The sequence below is a fragment of the Gordonia cholesterolivorans genome, from assembly GCF_039531975.1.
GTDB lineage: Bacteria > Actinomycetota > Actinomycetes > Mycobacteriales > Mycobacteriaceae > Gordonia > Gordonia sihwensis.
This window is the reverse complement of sequence record NZ_BAAARB010000003.1, coordinates 71,510-85,989: the sequence shown is the minus strand read 5'-3', so window position 1 is coordinate 85,989 and position 14,480 is coordinate 71,510. Positions and strand designations below refer to the sequence as shown.

At 68.7% G+C, this 14,480-nt stretch carries 18 protein-coding genes; 8 read left to right on the top strand and 10 right to left on the bottom strand.

The genetic code is table 11. The features are described 5' to 3' along the window. Positions 1-13: 13 nt before the first annotated feature. From rsgA to ABFX36_RS03760, 3 genes are read right to left on the bottom strand one after another with little or no spacing between them, the layout of a single operon-like run. The gene (gene rsgA / locus ABFX36_RS03770) at positions 14-1,072 is read right to left on the bottom strand and encodes a ribosome small subunit-dependent GTPase A (RefSeq protein ID WP_346074983.1); all 1,059 of its coding nucleotides are present in this window, start codon (positions 1,070-1,072) and stop codon (positions 14-16) included. Beyond that, the gene (gene aroA, locus ABFX36_RS03765) at positions 1,069-2,352 is read right to left on the bottom strand and encodes a 3-phosphoshikimate 1-carboxyvinyltransferase (protein WP_346074981.1); all 1,284 of its coding nucleotides are present in this window, start codon (positions 2,350-2,352) and stop codon (positions 1,069-1,071) included. Before aroA ends, rsgA begins: the two co-directional genes overlap by 4 nt. Positions 2,353-2,373: 21 nt before the next feature. Next, positions 2,374-2,757, bottom strand: coding sequence for a VOC family protein (locus ABFX36_RS03760; protein ID WP_006895547.1), 384 nt, complete (start codon positions 2,755-2,757; stop codon positions 2,374-2,376). Between the two features lie 35 nt (positions 2,758-2,792). Here ABFX36_RS03760 and ABFX36_RS03755 point away from each other — a divergent pair, with 35 nt between their 5' ends. Continuing rightward, positions 2,793-3,263, top strand: coding sequence for an NUDIX hydrolase (locus ABFX36_RS03755; RefSeq protein ID WP_006895546.1), 471 nt, complete (start codon positions 2,793-2,795; stop codon positions 3,261-3,263). Here the strand turns inward: ABFX36_RS03755 and ABFX36_RS03750 are convergent. The 3 genes from ABFX36_RS03750 to ABFX36_RS03740 all read right to left on the bottom strand — a co-directional run bounded on the left by ABFX36_RS03750 (position 3,208) and on the right by ABFX36_RS03740 (position 6,495). After that, complete coding sequence (locus ABFX36_RS03750) at positions 3,208-4,329, bottom strand: hypothetical protein (RefSeq protein ID WP_346074978.1); 1,122 nt, start codon at positions 4,327-4,329, stop codon at positions 3,208-3,210. The genes ABFX36_RS03755 and ABFX36_RS03750 overlap by 56 nt on opposite strands. 35 nt (positions 4,330-4,364) lie before the next feature. Next, positions 4,365-5,534 (bottom strand): aminotransferase class I/II-fold pyridoxal phosphate-dependent enzyme, encoded by a 1,170-nt coding sequence (locus tag ABFX36_RS03745; protein ID WP_346074976.1) that lies wholly within the window; start codon positions 5,532-5,534, stop codon positions 4,365-4,367. 118 nt (positions 5,535-5,652) lie between these two features. After that, positions 5,653-6,495, bottom strand: a complete 843-nt coding sequence (locus ABFX36_RS03740; protein ID WP_006895543.1) for an aldo/keto reductase — start codon at positions 6,493-6,495, stop codon at positions 5,653-5,655. 119 nt (positions 6,496-6,614) lie between these two features. Here ABFX36_RS03740 and ABFX36_RS03735 point away from each other — a divergent pair, with 119 nt between their 5' ends. After that, the gene (locus ABFX36_RS03735; RefSeq protein ID WP_039867048.1) at positions 6,615-6,803 is read left to right on the top strand and encodes a hypothetical protein; all 189 of its coding nucleotides are present in this window, start codon (positions 6,615-6,617) and stop codon (positions 6,801-6,803) included. Between the two features lie 22 nt (positions 6,804-6,825). On the opposite strand, the gene ABFX36_RS03730 is transcribed toward ABFX36_RS03735, so the two are convergent. Beyond that, the gene (locus ABFX36_RS03730) at positions 6,826-7,755 is read right to left on the bottom strand and encodes a quinone oxidoreductase family protein (RefSeq protein WP_062365833.1); all 930 of its coding nucleotides are present in this window, start codon (positions 7,753-7,755) and stop codon (positions 6,826-6,828) included. 238 nt (positions 7,756-7,993) lie between these two features. Between ABFX36_RS03730 and ABFX36_RS03725 the strand changes: the two genes are divergently transcribed. Then, positions 7,994-9,484: a flavin-containing monooxygenase gene (locus ABFX36_RS03725; protein ID WP_346074972.1), complete on the top strand. Its 1,491-nt coding sequence runs from the start codon at positions 7,994-7,996 to the stop codon at positions 9,482-9,484. 405 nt (positions 9,485-9,889) lie between these two features. Then, positions 9,890-10,192, top strand: coding sequence for a hypothetical protein (locus ABFX36_RS03720; protein WP_231875640.1), 303 nt, complete (start codon positions 9,890-9,892; stop codon positions 10,190-10,192). Here the strand turns inward: ABFX36_RS03720 and ABFX36_RS03715 are convergent. Together ABFX36_RS03715 and ABFX36_RS03710 are read right to left on the bottom strand one after the other, a co-directional pair. After that, complete coding sequence (locus ABFX36_RS03715; RefSeq protein ID WP_045537954.1) at positions 10,134-10,508, bottom strand: DUF5313 family protein; 375 nt, start codon at positions 10,506-10,508, stop codon at positions 10,134-10,136. The genes ABFX36_RS03720 and ABFX36_RS03715 overlap by 59 nt on opposite strands. A 9-nt stretch (positions 10,509-10,517) precedes the next feature. Beyond that, the gene (locus tag ABFX36_RS03710) at positions 10,518-11,264 is read right to left on the bottom strand and encodes an SOS response-associated peptidase (protein ID WP_006895538.1); all 747 of its coding nucleotides are present in this window, start codon (positions 11,262-11,264) and stop codon (positions 10,518-10,520) included. Between the two features lie 55 nt (positions 11,265-11,319). Between ABFX36_RS03710 and ABFX36_RS03705 the strand changes: the two genes are divergently transcribed. Both ABFX36_RS03705 and rsrA read left to right on the top strand, forming a co-directional pair. Continuing rightward, positions 11,320-12,093: a sigma-70 family RNA polymerase sigma factor gene (locus ABFX36_RS03705; protein ID WP_411815630.1), complete on the top strand. Its 774-nt coding sequence runs from the start codon at positions 11,320-11,322 to the stop codon at positions 12,091-12,093. Further along, on the top strand, positions 12,090-12,386 hold the full coding sequence (gene rsrA / locus ABFX36_RS03700; protein ID WP_045537950.1) for a mycothiol system anti-sigma-R factor: 297 nt from the start codon (positions 12,090-12,092) through the stop codon (positions 12,384-12,386). Before ABFX36_RS03705 ends, rsrA begins: the two co-directional genes overlap by 4 nt. Positions 12,387-12,463: 77 nt before the next feature. Here rsrA and ABFX36_RS19025 read toward each other — a convergent pair whose 3' ends face one another. Next, positions 12,464-12,538, bottom strand: coding sequence for a 50S ribosomal protein bL37 (locus tag ABFX36_RS19025; RefSeq protein WP_371865352.1), 75 nt, complete (start codon positions 12,536-12,538; stop codon positions 12,464-12,466). Between the two features lie 123 nt (positions 12,539-12,661). Here ABFX36_RS19025 and ABFX36_RS03695 point away from each other — a divergent pair, with 123 nt between their 5' ends. Both ABFX36_RS03695 and ABFX36_RS03690 read left to right on the top strand, forming a co-directional pair. Further along, positions 12,662-12,883 (top strand): biotin/lipoyl-binding carrier protein, encoded by a 222-nt coding sequence (locus ABFX36_RS03695; protein WP_006895535.1) that lies wholly within the window; start codon positions 12,662-12,664, stop codon positions 12,881-12,883. A 44-nt stretch (positions 12,884-12,927) separates the two neighbouring features. Continuing rightward, on the top strand, positions 12,928-14,469 hold the full coding sequence (locus ABFX36_RS03690) for a sensor histidine kinase (protein WP_062365830.1): 1,542 nt from the start codon (positions 12,928-12,930) through the stop codon (positions 14,467-14,469). Positions 14,470-14,480: the final 11 nt, after the last annotated feature.

Sequence of the window (14,480 nt, the reverse complement as noted above, 5' to 3'; positions counted from 1 at the left end):
CCGCCGTCCGCGGTCAGCCCTCCGGCTGCTGAACCGGTGTCTCGTCCGCAGCGCTGGACGTCGCGGACCTGAGCAGTTCCCGCACGGCCATCGCCCGCCGATGGGAGCTGCCGGCGAGTGCGTCGAGCGCACATTCGGGATCGGCCGGCGGGCCGAGGTGGGTGCAGCCGCGCGGGCAGTCGTCGATCGCGTCGCGCAGATCGTCGAAGGCGTCGACGATCTGATCCGGCGTCACGTGCGCGAGGCCGAACGAGCGGATGCCCGGGGTGTCGACCACCCAGCCGCGCGGCGGCGCCCCGGGGGATTCTCCGGGCAGCGGCAGTGCCACCGATTGTGTCGACGTGTGACGGCCCTTGCCGACGCCGGACACTTCGCCGGTGGCCCGGTCCGCATCGGGGACGAGCCGGTTGACGAGAGTCGACTTGCCGACGCCGGAGTGTCCGATGAGGGCGGTGAGGTGACCGTCGAGGGTGTCCCACAGCGGACCGAGGTCGTCGTCGCGACCCGCCGTCACCACCGGCAGTTCGAGGTCGGCGAAGTGTGCGGCGAACTCCTCTGGCCCGGCGAGGTCTGACTTGGTCAGACACAGGATCGGCGACAGTCCGCCGGCGTACGCCGCGGCCAGGGCGCGTTCGACGAAACCGGTCCGGGGCGGCGGGTCGGCCAGCGCGGTGACGATCAGCAATCGGTCGGCGTTGGCGACCACGATCCGCTCGTACGGATCGTTGTCGTCCGCGGTGCGGCGGAGCACCGTGTTGCGGTCGTCGACCCGGACGATGCGGGCGAGCGTGTCGGGGCGGCCGGAGAGGTCGCCGACGACACCCACGCGGTCGCCGACCACGATCGGCGTCCGGCCGAGTTCGCGGGCGCGCATCGTGACGAGCGGGCGGGAGGGATCGCCGTCCAGAACGCAACCCCAGCGGCCGCGATCCACCGAGACCACCATGGCCGTCTCGGCGTCGTCGTGCGCCGGACGGTTCTTGGTGCGCGGCCGACTGCCCTTGCCGGGCCGGATCCGTACGTCGGACTCGTCGTAGGTGCGGCCGCGAACCGTTCCCGCCCGGGTGCTCACGATGCGGTCCCCGCCATCGCCTCCCACATCTTCACGAAATCGGGCAGGGTCTTCGCGGTGGTCTCGACGTTCTCGACGGTGAGACCGTCGACGCGGAGGCCGATGAGGGCGCCCGCCGTGGCCATGCGGTGGTCGGCGTAACTGTGCCAGAGTGCGGGTTCCAGGTCGGCTGCCTCGCGCCCGGTGATGACGAGGCCGTCGTCAGTCTCCCGGCACTGCCCGCCGATGCGGTTGATCTCGGTGCTCAACGCGGAGAGCCGATCGGTCTCGTGGCCTCGGAGGTGGGCGATGCCGCGCAGTACGGAGGTGCCGTCGGCGAGCGCGCACAGGGCGGCGACCGTCGGAGTCAACTCGCCCACCTCGTGCAGATCCACCTCGATCGCCCTCGGGCGGCCGTTGCCGCGGACCGTGAGGAGGCCGTCGGGCGCGTGGACGACCGAAGCGCCCATCCGTTCCAGAATGCCGACGATCGCGGACCCCGGCTGGGTGGTGGTGGCGGGCCAGCGCGGCACGCTGACCCGCCCGCCGGTGGCCGGTGCGGCCGCGAGGAAGGCGGCAGCGTTCGACAGGTCCGGCTCCACTGTCCAGTCGACGGCTGCGACGGCCGTCGGCGCCACCCGCCAGCGGGTGGCCGTCGCATCGAACTCCACTCGGACGCCGGCCTTCTCGAGCATGTCCACGGTCATGTCGATGTGCGGCATGGACGGCACCGGTGCCCCGGAGTGGGTGATCGCGATGCCGGATTCGAAACGGGCGGCCGACAGCAGAAGACCGGAGACGAACTGGGACGAGGCCGATGCGTCGATGGTGACCGGTCCGCCCGGCACCCCGCCCCGGCCGTGAACGGTGAACGGCAGCCCGTCGCCGTCGATCTCGGCGCCGAGCGCACGGAGCGCGTCGAGGACGGTGCCGAGCGGTCGGCTGCGCGCCTGTTCGTCGCCGTAGAAGGTCACGTCGCCGGTCGCGAGCGCCGCCACCGCGGGCAGGAAGCGCATCACGGTCCCGGCCAGGCCGCAGTCGACGGAGCCGGCATGCAGGGGACGCGGAGTGATGTCGACGGTGGTCGGGTCGTCCGGGTGGCAGTCGACGCCGACCCCGATGGCGGCGAGTCCATCGAGCATGAGGTCGGTGTCGCGGGATCGCAGGGTGCCGGTGATGCTGGACGGGCCGGTGGCGAGCGCGGCCAGGATGAGTGCGCGATTGGTGATGGACTTGGAGCCGGGGAGGTCGACCACGGAGTCGACGGGGCGGTCAAGGAAGGGCGCGACCCAATTGCTCATGGGTTTCAGTCTCTCACGTCGTCAACCGCGCACGTCCCGGCGCAGCGGATGGTCCGCGGGGATCTCGACCACGATCAGGCGGCGCCCATCGGGATCGGCCACGGTCATCTCGATCAGGCCCCACGGTTTGGTCTCCGGTTCGGCGACGATCGGGACCTGTTCGGCGGCGAGGGCCTCCCGGGTGGCGGCGATGTCGCGGACTTGCAGCCACAGCACGTCACCGGTCTCGCCGGCGGCGGTGGCGGCCATGTGCGCGGGAATCTCGATCAGACCCGTGCCCGCGTGGAAGACGGTGCCGCCCGGGTACTCGCGGGCCACCGCCAGTCGCAGTCGGTCGCGGTAGAAGGCGGTCAGCGCCTCGGGGTCGGGTGAGATCAGCAGGGTCCGGCTCGAAAGGATCTCCATGGCTCCACCGTAGTCGTGGGGCCTACCCTGGTCGCATGCCCAAGGCCCAGTTCAGCGCCGGAATCCTGCTCTACCGCCGTCGGCCGGCGGGATTCGAGGTGCTGCTGGTGCATCCGGGCGGCCCGTTCTTCGCACGCAGGGACGACGGTGCGTGGTCGATCCCGAAGGGGCTGATCGACGAGGGCGAGGAGCCGCTCGCGGCCGCCCGCCGCGAGTTCGCCGAAGAGACCGGTCGGCCTGCGCCCGACGGCCCGGCAATCGACCTCGGCGAGGTCCGACTGCGCAGCGGCAAACGCGTCGTCGGCTTCGCACTCGAGGGCGATCTCGACGCCGGCGCCATCGTGAGCAACACCTTCGAGACGGTGTGGCCGCCCAAGTCGGGCCGGGTGCAGGAGTTCCCCGAGATCGACCGTGGGGAGTGGTTCGGGGCTGACGCGGCGCGGATCAAGCTCAACGCCGCCCAGGCGGTGTTCGTGGAGCGGTTGGCCGAGGCGCTGAGCGTATGACGTCCGCGGCGCCGGTGACGTCGATCCCGCCGTCGGTGAGACCCGGCAGCCACGGGAGCCGAATCGGTGCGCGGATCTGGCGTCCGGTCCGCAGGTCGTACTCGCCGTAGGCGGGTTCGTCTCGCCCGGATACCACGAGCACCTTGGCTCCGCTCACGAACATCCTGGTCGTCGAGTGGGCGCCGGGGAGTTGCCAGACCTTGTCCGGCGCCGCGGGTTCTCCGGACACCGGTGACCGGTACACCCCGTTGTCCGAGCCGATGAGGTACACATCGTGGTCGAGACGGGTGAAGGCCTGAACATGGCCGCGCAACGGATGATCCGGCCCGGCCAATTCGCGAGACACCGTTCGCCCGGTTTCGGGATCGATGGACATCAGTAGCGGGCCGGTGTCGTCGTCGATCGGTTTCAGCAGCGTGATGAGGTCGCGACCGTTCGGGGCGCAGACCGCCGGCAGTCGGGTGAAGACATCCGCAGGCAGGTCGACCGCGACGCTCGCGCCAGGTTCGCCGAGGCGCCGGAGCTGGACGCGTGACGAGGGGCGTCCGGTCTCGGTGGTGGCCGCGTACCAGCCGTGTTCACAGTGCGCGACCATGGCGAGCCGGCCCGGGATCTCGGATCCGAACGGCTTGCGGTGGGGATCGACGAGCACGTACCGGGTGGTGTCGAAGGTGTTACACATGACGGCGTGCCCGGTGTCGGGGTCGGTTGCGGAGCCGACGATGCGTCGGCGGCCTCCGGGGCCGGTCACGGTCTTCTCCCCGGGCCGCAGCACCACGGCACCGCTTCCGGCGATGCCGAAGATCCCGTCGCCGAGCCGCGCCACGGTCGAGTCGTACTCGCTGCCGCCGGTGATCCGGCCGACCTCGTCGCCTTTCGCGTCGAACGCGACGATCACGTTCGCGGCCGAGGTCGGGTTCGGCAGAACCACCTGACCGACGGAGATCGCCGCGATCGCGGTCGGCGGGAGTTCGCCCATGTCGGGCGGTGCCGCGGTGCACGAGGCTACGCCCGAGACCGTCGCGATCGCGACCGAGGCGAACAGGGACCGTCGTCGAAGGCGCATGCGACATTCTTAGCCTGTCGGGCAGAACGCCGCGATCAGATCCGGTTCATCAGGTCGCCCAGTCGGTCGATCGCCAGGGCGAGATCCTCTTCGGACGCCGCGTAGCTGAGCCGGACGAAGCGCTCCGCTCCGGCGTCGCCGAAGTCCTTGCCGGGGGTCAGCGCCACGTGGGCCTGCGCGAGGGCGGTCTCGCAGAACTCGCTGGACGTGAGCCCGGTGCCCGACACGTCGAGGTAGACGTAGAAGGCGCCGTCGGGCCGGACCGGCACATCGAGACCGATGCGCTCCAGCCCGTCGAGAACCAGTCGGCGACGTGCCCGGAACTGAGCGCGACGGTCCTTGGCCACTGCGAGGGTCTCGGGCTCGAAGCACGTGAGCGCGGCGACTTGAGACGGTGTCGGCGGGCAGATGTAGTAGTTCTGGGCGAGCCGCTCGGCGACGGGGATCATCGCCTCCGGCACGATGGCCCATCCGAGCCGCCAGCCCGTCATACCGAAGTACTTCGAGAAGCTGTTGATCACGATGGCGCCCGGGTCGTCGGCCGCGACACTGCGGGGCGGCCCGTCCGGCCCGTCATCGGCCAGGCCGAGGTAGATCTCGTCGACGATGCGCCACCCTCCGCGTTCGGAGACCGTTCCGCACAACTCGACCAGCTCGGTGTGCGGCAGTGACGTACCCGTGGGATTCGACGGAGTCGCCGCCATCACCCCGCGCGTCTCGGGGCGCCATCGGTCTGCCACCGTTTGCGCGTCGAGCTGGAAACGCGTCGCCGGCGAGGTCTCCAGCAACCGCACTCGGCCGCCGAAGCTCTCGGCGAAACGCCGGTTGCACGGGTACGAGGGGTCGGCCACCAGCACCTCGTCACCGGGATCGATCAGGGCCGCGCAGGACAGGAGCAGCGCCGCCGAGGCACCGGTGGTGACCACGACGCGTTCCGGCGCCACTCGTGCACCGAAGTGCTCGGTGGTGAATCCGGCGATCGCCCGCCGCAGGTCGTCGAGGCCGAGAGCACCGGTGTAGGGGAGGGGCCGCCCGTCGCTGATGCGCCGGACCTCGCGCAGAAACGCCGGAGGCGCTCCGAAATCGGGTTCACCGAGATTGAGCTTCACGACGTGATGCCCCTGTGCCTCGAGCGCCGCGGCGTGCTTGCCGAATTCCATCGCGTAGAACGGGCTGACGGCTTCGGCGCGGCGGGAGAACTTCATACCGTCGATGCTATGCGGCGCGGTCGGCACACCAGAATCCCCGCGCACCGGTCGGCGTCGTGCGCGCGCCGGTGCGCGGGGAGTCCGGATCGATCCTCGGGCTATCGGGGTGCGGGGCTCACTCGGGAATCCAGTTGAACTCGTCCGGGTTCGGGCCGCGGCGACGGTCGGCGTTGAGCGAATCGATGCGGGACATCTGCTCGTCGGTCAGTTCGAAGTCGAAGATGTCCCGGTTCTCGACGATCCGTGACGGGGTGGTCGACTTCGGAAAGACGATGTTGCCGAGCTGGACATGCCACCGCAGCACCACCTGCGCGACCGTCCGGCCCGTCTGCGCCGCGATCGCCTTCAACTCCGGGTCGTCGAGAACGTCGCCCTGGGCGATGGGCGACCACGCTTCGGTCTCGATGCCCTTGGACGCGTTGTACTCGCGCAGTTCGGTCTGAGAGAGGTACGGGTGGACCTCGATCTGATTCACCGCGGGCACCACCTCGGTCTCGGCGAGCAGTCGCTCGAGGTGTCCGATCTGGAAGTTCGAGACGCCGATCGCACGCGTCTGTCCGTCCTCGTAGAAGCGCTCCATGGCACGCCAGGTATCGGTGAAGTCGCCGACCGCGGGCATCGGCCAGTGGACCAGATACAGATCCATCGGGCCGATGCCCAGTGCGTCGATGCTGCGCGCGGTGGCGTCGCGAGCCGCCTCCGGATCATGCGCGTTGTTGTTGAGCTTGCTGGTCACGAAGATCTCGGCGCGGTCGAGCCCGGACTCTCGGACGGCCTCGCCCACCTCGCGCTCGTTGCCGTACATCTGGGCGGTGTCGATGTGGCGATAACCGGCTTCCAAGGCCGTCAGGACGGCCTCCTTGGTGTCGGCGGGTGCGATCTGGAAGACGCCGAACCCGAGTTGCGGAATGCGGACGTCGTTGTTGAGGGTGATCTCCGGAATCGTGTTCTCTGCCATTCAACGACCAACGCCCGCGGGCCCTCTCGGTATTCCACCGGTCCGGGAGGACCCTGAACTTTCCCTGGTATCGGCGGTCGAGGGGTGACATATCGGCCGGGAGCGACCACCGTGGAGTCATGAGTACAAACCTGGAACCCCGGAAGTCCAACAGCACGTCGGTCTGGAAGATCGTGCTGATCGTCATCGCCGTGCTGATCGCCCTGTCGATCATCGGCCCGCTGCTGAAGGCCGCGTTCTGGGTGGTCCTCATCGGGCTGGCGATCGTCGGCGCGGGAGCGCTCTTCTTCGGCGGCCGCAAGTCCTGACGCCGCCCCGTACGAACGCCCGCTACTTCGGCTCGAAGACGTACTTCCCGCGAGGGTGCGCACCGAGCAGTTCGTCGAAGGCCTCGGCCGCATCGTCGAACCCGAAGGTGCGGGCGATCTCGACAGTGATCCGTCCGGAAGCGGCGTCCTCGAGGAGCGGCTCGACTGCCGCACGGCGATGGTGGCGACTCTGCTCGCTGCTTCCGTCGACGACGACGATGCCGTCGTCGACTCTGCCCCACGCGGCAACGCTCACGATCCGGTGCGGCGCGACGAGGTCGAGGGAGACGTCGATCGCCTCGTCGGTGCCGACGGTGTCGATCACCCCGGTGACGCGCTTGCCGTCCCGAGCCTCGGTGATGGCCTCGGCCAGGCCCTCTCCGTACGCCACCGGGACCGCGCCCGACTCGCGCAGATGATCGTGGTTGCGGTCGGAGGCCGTGGCGATGACCGTGGCTCCGGCGGCCACCGCCTCGCTCACGACGATCGACCCGACCGCACCGGCGCCACCGTGAACCAACAGGACGTCGTCTCCGGTGACACCGAGGGTGGCGAGCGTGTCGACCGCGGTGACGCCGGCCAAGAGCAACGACGACGCCTCGGCGAAGCCTAGATCGGCCGGCTTGCGGTGGACGCGATCGGCGTCGGCGAGGACGTACTCGGCGAGTGCGGCCGCCGCCGGGTAGACGACCACCTCGTCGCCGGCTCGGTATCCGGACTCCGCGCCCGCGGCATGGACGACGCCCGCGACCTCGGCGCCGAGCGACAGCGGGAGCTTCTCGGGTTTGGTGCCCATGACGCCGCGCACGAGCTTCACGTCGTACGGGTTGAGACCGGCGGCGCGCACGGCGACGACCACGTCGGTGGGGCCGGGGGAGGGGACGTCGACGTCGGTCACCGCGAGGACGTCGGCCGGGTCGCCGTAACCGGTGGCAATGATCTTCTTGGCCATGTCTGCTCCAACTCTCTTGTGTGTCAATCGGATTCGGCCCTGATCGTGCAGCCGGCCCGCCCTTCGCGCGCCTGGTGGGCGAAGGGCTCGTGCATGCGGGCCCTCGAATCCATCATGCCAACCGTGCCCCGGCCCGCAAACGATGCTCGCGGCGATCGCGGAACCTGTTCATCGTCGGCCTCGCGAGTTAACGTGTACTGCACGTCACACTAAAGAGGTTCGTGGATCGGAGACGGTGATGAGTCAGCGACGGGTCGACCACGAGGTGGTGATCGTCGGAGCGGGCTTCGGCGGCATGGGCGCGGGAATCGAGTTCAAACGGCTCGGCGTCGACGACATCGCGATCCTCGAACGGGAGGACGACCTCGGCGGCACCTGGCACGTGAACCACTATCCGGGACTGGCCGTCGACATCGCATCGGTCACCTACTCGTACTCCTTCGAACCCAACCCCTACTGGTCGCGGCTGTTCGCGCCCGGAGCCGAACTCAAGAGGTACGCCGAACACGTCGCCGACAAGTACGACCTCCGGCGCCATATGGAGTTCGGGGCGGTCGTCGAGCGCGCCGACTGGGACGAGGCGAAGGAGTGCTGGGCCGTGCGCACCGCCGACGGTACAGTCCGCACGGCCCGGTACCTGGTGACCGCGACCGGGTTCCTCTCGCAGCCGCACACCCCCGACTTCCCGGGGATCGACACCTTCGCGGGCGACATCATTCACACCACGGCGTGGCCCGACGGATACGACTTCGGCGGCAAGCGCGCCGCGGTGATCGGGACCGGTGCCACCGCGGTGCAGTTGATTCCCGAGATCGCCCGCACGGCGCGCGAACTCACTGTCTTCCAACGGACGCCCATCTGGGTGGTGCCGAAGATCGACTTTCCGATCCCGCGTCCCGTGCAGCATCTCTTCGCCCGGATCCCGTTGGCGCAGAAGGCGGCCCGCGCGGTCAACACCTCGCTGCTCGAGGCGTTGATGGTATTCGGGGTGCTGCACTACCGGCAGGCCAAGCCGGGCAATCGGCTCGCGGCGCTGCTCGCGAAGACCCACATGCGGCTGCAGGTGCGCGACGAGGCGATCAGGAGAGCGTTGACGCCGCATTACGACTTCGGTTGCAAGCGGCCGACGTTCTCCAACACGTACTTCCGCGTGTTCAACCAGCCGACCGTCCATCTCGAGACGGCCACGATCGATTCCGTCGTGCCCGGCGGAATCGTCCTGGCCGACGGACGGCGGGTCGACGTCGACACCCTGGTCCTGGCGACTGGGTTCAACCTGTGGGATGCGAACTTTCCCGCGTTCACGATCGTCGGCCGTGACGGCCGCGATCTCGGGAAGTGGTGGCGCGAGGGCAGGTTTCAGGCGTACGAGGGGATCAGTGTTCCGAAGTTCCCGAACTTCCTGACGCTGAACAGCCCGTACTCGTACAGCGGATTGTCGTACTTCACCACCATCGAAGGCCAGATGAAGCACATCGCGAGGCTGTTCGGGGAGATGCGCCGCCGCGGTGCGACTCGCTTCGAGGTCACGGAGCGGGCCAATGCCGAGTTCCTCGACCGCGCGACCCGAAACCTCGCATCGTCGGTGTTCTACGCCGGTGATTGCTCCACGTCGCGCAGCTACTACTTCAACCAGCACGGTGAGGCGACGCTCCTGCGGCCCAACGCGACCCTGACGACGCTGTACGAGCAGGCCAACTTCCCGGTCAGTGATTACGTGTACTCGTGATCTCGCGGCACCGGTGGGGGAGGGGTATCGCCTACGTCCGTCAGACCTGACCCGGCGATCATAGGGCGTCCAGAACGCTCGATGACCAAGTGGCGGCGATCGAGCAGGCCATGACCCGGGCTGAGGCCTCCGAGACACAGCCGGTGGTCGTCGTGGCGCACAGCGGAGCCAATTCTCCGATGAGCCTTGTGCTCGATCGCCATCCCGGACTCATCGGCCGGGTGGTGTGGGTCGACAGTGGGCCGGTCGCCTCCGGCAGCGTCTTCGCACCGGATGCGTCCGACGACTCGGACGAGCTCCCCCTGCCGCCCTTCGACGTGCTCGGGCAGCAGGCCAATCTCGAGGGCCTGAGCCCCGACGCTCTCGACCGTTTTCGAGTCAGGGCAGTGCCGGAGCCCCGGTCCGGTGCTGCGCGGGCGCGTGGAACTCACCGACGACGCGCGTCTGGCGGTCCCGGCCACTCTGGTGTGCTGCTCGATTCCGGCAGCGCGGATCATGGAGTCGGCCGAAGCGGGTCACCCGATGTTCGCCGAGGTGTTGAACCTCGAGAACGTCGACTTCGTCGACCTGCCGACCGGACACTGGCCGATGTGGAGTCGTCCCGGCGACCTCGCGCGCATCCTCGCCGCGGCGGCTGCCCGACTACCGCTCAGCGCCCGTACCGCTCGCGGTACTCGTCGTGAATCGAATCGGCGCGCTGGATCCTGACCTTGTCGAGCAGCGCCGGGTCGAGGCCGTTGTTGACCAGCAGATGTCGGCGGTAGACGCGGCTGAGCGCCACCTGGAAGTACAGGAACGGGATCAGTAGCAGAACCACCATTCCCAGCTTCACCCACAGCATCCCCGGAATGAACATGAAGGCGACGAACAGGGGGATCACCGGCAGCAGCCCGCGGATCACGTAGCGACGGATATGTCCCGGACCGGTGAGGTCCTCGACGATCCAGTCCCGCATCGATCCGGGCAGCGGTCGGCCGAGCAGATAGCCGATCTTCTGCAGGAATCCGGGACGTTCAGGGCTCATGGCCACCGACTATCCCACGGTTCCGACGGGTTCGAGAAGTTCGGGACCGTCGTTTGCGACACGGTTCACCAGGCTCGACACCTCGCGGATCTCGATCGCCTCGGCCAACTCGGCGGCCGGCGGCGCCAACAGATCGGGATCCGCGCGGTGATCGGGATCGAGCCAGGCGTCCCAGAACTCCACCGGCATGATCAGCGGCATTCGGTCATGGACTTCGCGCAACGGCCCCACCGAGTCGGTGGTGATGATCGTCGTACTCGAGATCCACTGCGAATCGTCGCCGGCGGCGCGGGCCTGCGCCGGCCGCCACGCCGCCCACAGACCGCCCATGAACAGGCGGGTGCCGTCGGCGGGCGTCATGTAGAACGGGACCTTGGTCGGTTTGCCGTTCGCTCCCGGCGGACCGGGCTTCCACTCGTACCAGCCGTCCATCGGCACCAGGCACCGCTTGCCTCCCAGCGACCCGCGGAAGGCCGGTTTGTCGGCGAGGGTCTCGGCGCGTGCGTTGAACAGCAGCGGCCCCTTGCCCAGTTCCTTCGTCCACGACGGCACCAGGCCCCACCGCATCGCCCGCACGCGCCGCGCGGGGATGTCGTCGGGCCGACCGTGCTCGTGGCGTTGCACCACCGTCATCACCGTCGTGGTCGGCGCGACGTTGTACGACTCCCGTACCGTGTCCGCAGGCACCTCGTTCACCGCGTCGATCTCGGCGGCGAGTCTGGCCGGGTCGGTGGTCACTGCATAGCGTCCGCACATCCTTCAATGCTGGCACGCCGGAACAAACTGCGCGGACGGGTTGTTGACCGAGTCGATGAGCGAACGACCCGACTCGGGTGGACGGACTGAAGGAGGTGGCGCAGGCGTGGCTGCAGCAACCCTGGACCGTGGTGCGACCGTGCGTGGACGGCCGGAGGGCGCCCGCGCGGCGCGTGGATCGCTAGACTTGGTGGAGCACATTTCCGGCGAAGGGAAGTTCGTGTCATCTGACAGTCCAGCACCGGCCGAGACGCCCGAGCAGCTCACCGAGCGGTTCGAGCGGGACGCGTTGCCCCTCCTCGACCAGATGTACGGTGCCGCGCTGCGCATGACGCGCAACCCGGCCGACGCCGAAGACCTGGTGCAGGAGACCTACATCAAGGCGTTCTCGGCGTTCGCGTCGTTCCGCGAGGGCACCAATCTCAAGGCCTGGTTGTACCGGATCCTGACGAACACCTACATCAACTCCTACCGCAAGAAGCAGCGCCAGCCGGCGCAGTATCCGACCGACGAGATCACCGACTGGCAGCTCGCGGCCAACGCGGAGCACACGTCCACGGGTCTGCGTTCGGCGGAGATCGAGGCGCTCGACGCGTTGCCGGACGACGAGATCAAAGAGGCGTTGAGCAAGCTGCCGGAGGACTTCCGGATGGCCGTGTATTACGCCGACGTCGAAGGGCTCCCGTACAAGGAGATCGCCGAGATCATGGACACCCCGATCGGCACCGTCATGTCGCGTCTGCACCGCGGCCGCCGCCAGTTGCGCGATCTGCTGGCCGACGTCGCTCGGGAGCGTGGTTTCGGACGGACCAGCGAGGTGGCGAAATGAGTGGCGCCGGCGAGAGTGAATTCGAGAACCTGGACTGCTCCGCGGTCCTGGCAGACATCTGGCTTCTCCTCGACAACGAGTGCGACGCCGGTGCGCGCGAGCGACTGGAGGGCCACGTGAACGCGTGCCCGTCCTGCCTCGAGCACTACGGGGTGCAGCAGCAGCTGAAGGAGCTGATCAGCCGCAAGTGCGGCGGGGACCACGCCCCGGACGGTCTGCGCGAACGGCTCCGCGTCGAGATCCGCCGATCGGTGAGTATCCGGCAGACGACGTACCGCGTCGAGTCCGACTGACACCGCGCCAGAACAGACGAAGCGGCCCGGATCCCCTCGAGGAGCCGGGCCGCTTCGTCGTCGTTGAGTGCGACGACTCAGGCGTTGGGACGCTTGCCGTGGTTGGCTGCGTTCTTCTTACGACTGCGCTTCTTACGTCCGCGCTTACCCATGACGGACCTCCTTAGATCGTGCGGGCCGGTATGCGACGACGATTATTTCACGTCGCCGGGCGCGGACGTTAATCACGACGACAAGCGAACGCGCCGAACGGCCGCTCGGTTACCATGTCATCCATGGCGGAAGACGTGGTCAATGAAATCGTTGCGACTGTCCTCGAGGTCTCGGCGCAAGCCGGTCAGCGGGTCGACGTGGGCGACACCCTCGTGCTGCTCGAGTCGATGAAGATGGAGATCCCGGTGCTGGCCGAGGACGCCGGCGTGCTCTCCGAGGTCAAGGTCAACGTCGGCGACGTGATCCAGGCCGGCGACATCATCGCCACCTACGAGAAGGACTGACCACCGTTACGGGCCGCCGCACCGATTCGCTCTGAACCGCGCCCATGGCGACACTCACTGATCTCCTCGCCGAGCACACGACGCTTTCCGCGGCGGCCGCCGAGCACCTCCAGCGGCTGGTGGCCGAATGGCAGTTGCTGGCCGACCTCTCCTTCGCCGACTACCTCCTCGCGGTCCGCGATGAGGACGGTCGTGCGGGCGGAGAGCCCCCGAGCCTGGTCTATGTGGCTCAGGTGCGGCCGAACACGGCGTCGACGGTGTTCCCCCGGGACGAGGTGGGGCATCGGGTGGACCGGCCGGCGAGTGCCCAGGGCGCCAACCCGCTGATGGCCGCGGCGCTGCGGTCGGGGGTCATCGAGCGCGAGGGCATCGCCACCCGTTTCGGGAACGTGCTCATCGAACGCACCGCCATCCCCGTCGGTTTCGACGGCGAGGTGATCGCGGTGCTCGGCCGCGCCGGCGACGCCTCCGATCCGCGTCCGCCGTCACCGCTCGAATCCGCGTACCGCGACGCCGCCGAGGCGCTCTGCCGGATGGTCGTCGAGGGTGCCTTTCCGCTCGACGAGGCCAATACGCTCGGACTGTCGACGCCGCGGGCGGGTGACGGGTTCATCCGCATCGAGGTCGACGGCTCGGTCACGTACGCCAGCCCCAATGCACTGTCGGCCGTGCACCGGATGGGCTGGACCACCGACCTCGGCGGCTCGCGCATCGCTGAGGTTCTCGCCGCCCTGCTGACGGATCCCTTCGAGTCTGCCGATGCCGAGGCGATGATCGCCGCGGCCGCCGGAACCCCCGACGGCGCCTGCCTGCCCTCTCCGGATATCGCGCTGCGGATGGAACTCGACGCGCGCCGTGCCACCGTGCTGCTGCGGGCGGTGCCGCTCCGATCGGCGGGGCAGTCGCGGGGAGCGGTCCTGCTGATCCGCGACGTGACCGAAGTGCGCAGGCGCGATCTCGCGCTCATCAGCAAGGACGCGACGATCCGCGAGATCCATCATCGCGTCAAGAACAACTTGCAGAGTGTGTCGGCGCTGCTGCGCCTGCAGGCGCGCCGTTCGGGCAACCCGGAGACCACCGCGGCCCTCGGAGAAGCGGTACGGCGCGTCTCGTCGATCGCGCTGGTGCACGAGATGCTCTCCGGCAGCGTCGACGAAGAGGTGGACCTCGACACCGTGGTCGACCGACTGGGGTCGTCGCTGGTGGACGTGTGGCTGCCCGACGGCGGTACGCGCGTGACGGTGCGGCGGGAGAACCGACTCGGAGTCCTGCCCGCCGATCTGGCCATGCCTTTGGTCATGGTGCTCACCGAGGTGATCCAGAATTCGATCGAGCACGGCTTCGCTCCTGGCCAGGACGGTGCGGAGATCGTGGTCGGCGCGATCCGCGACGTGCGCGACCTGCAGGTGACGGTCACCGACAACGGGTGCGGTCTGCCGGAGGGGTTCGATCTGGCGGCTTCGGACCGGCTGGGACTGCAGATCGTCCGGACTCTGGTGTCCAACGACCTCGGCGGGCAGATCGAGATCGCACCGGTGCCGGAGACCGGCGGCACCCGGGTGCGGCTCGACATTCCCCTGCACTGAGGAGCCCCGCT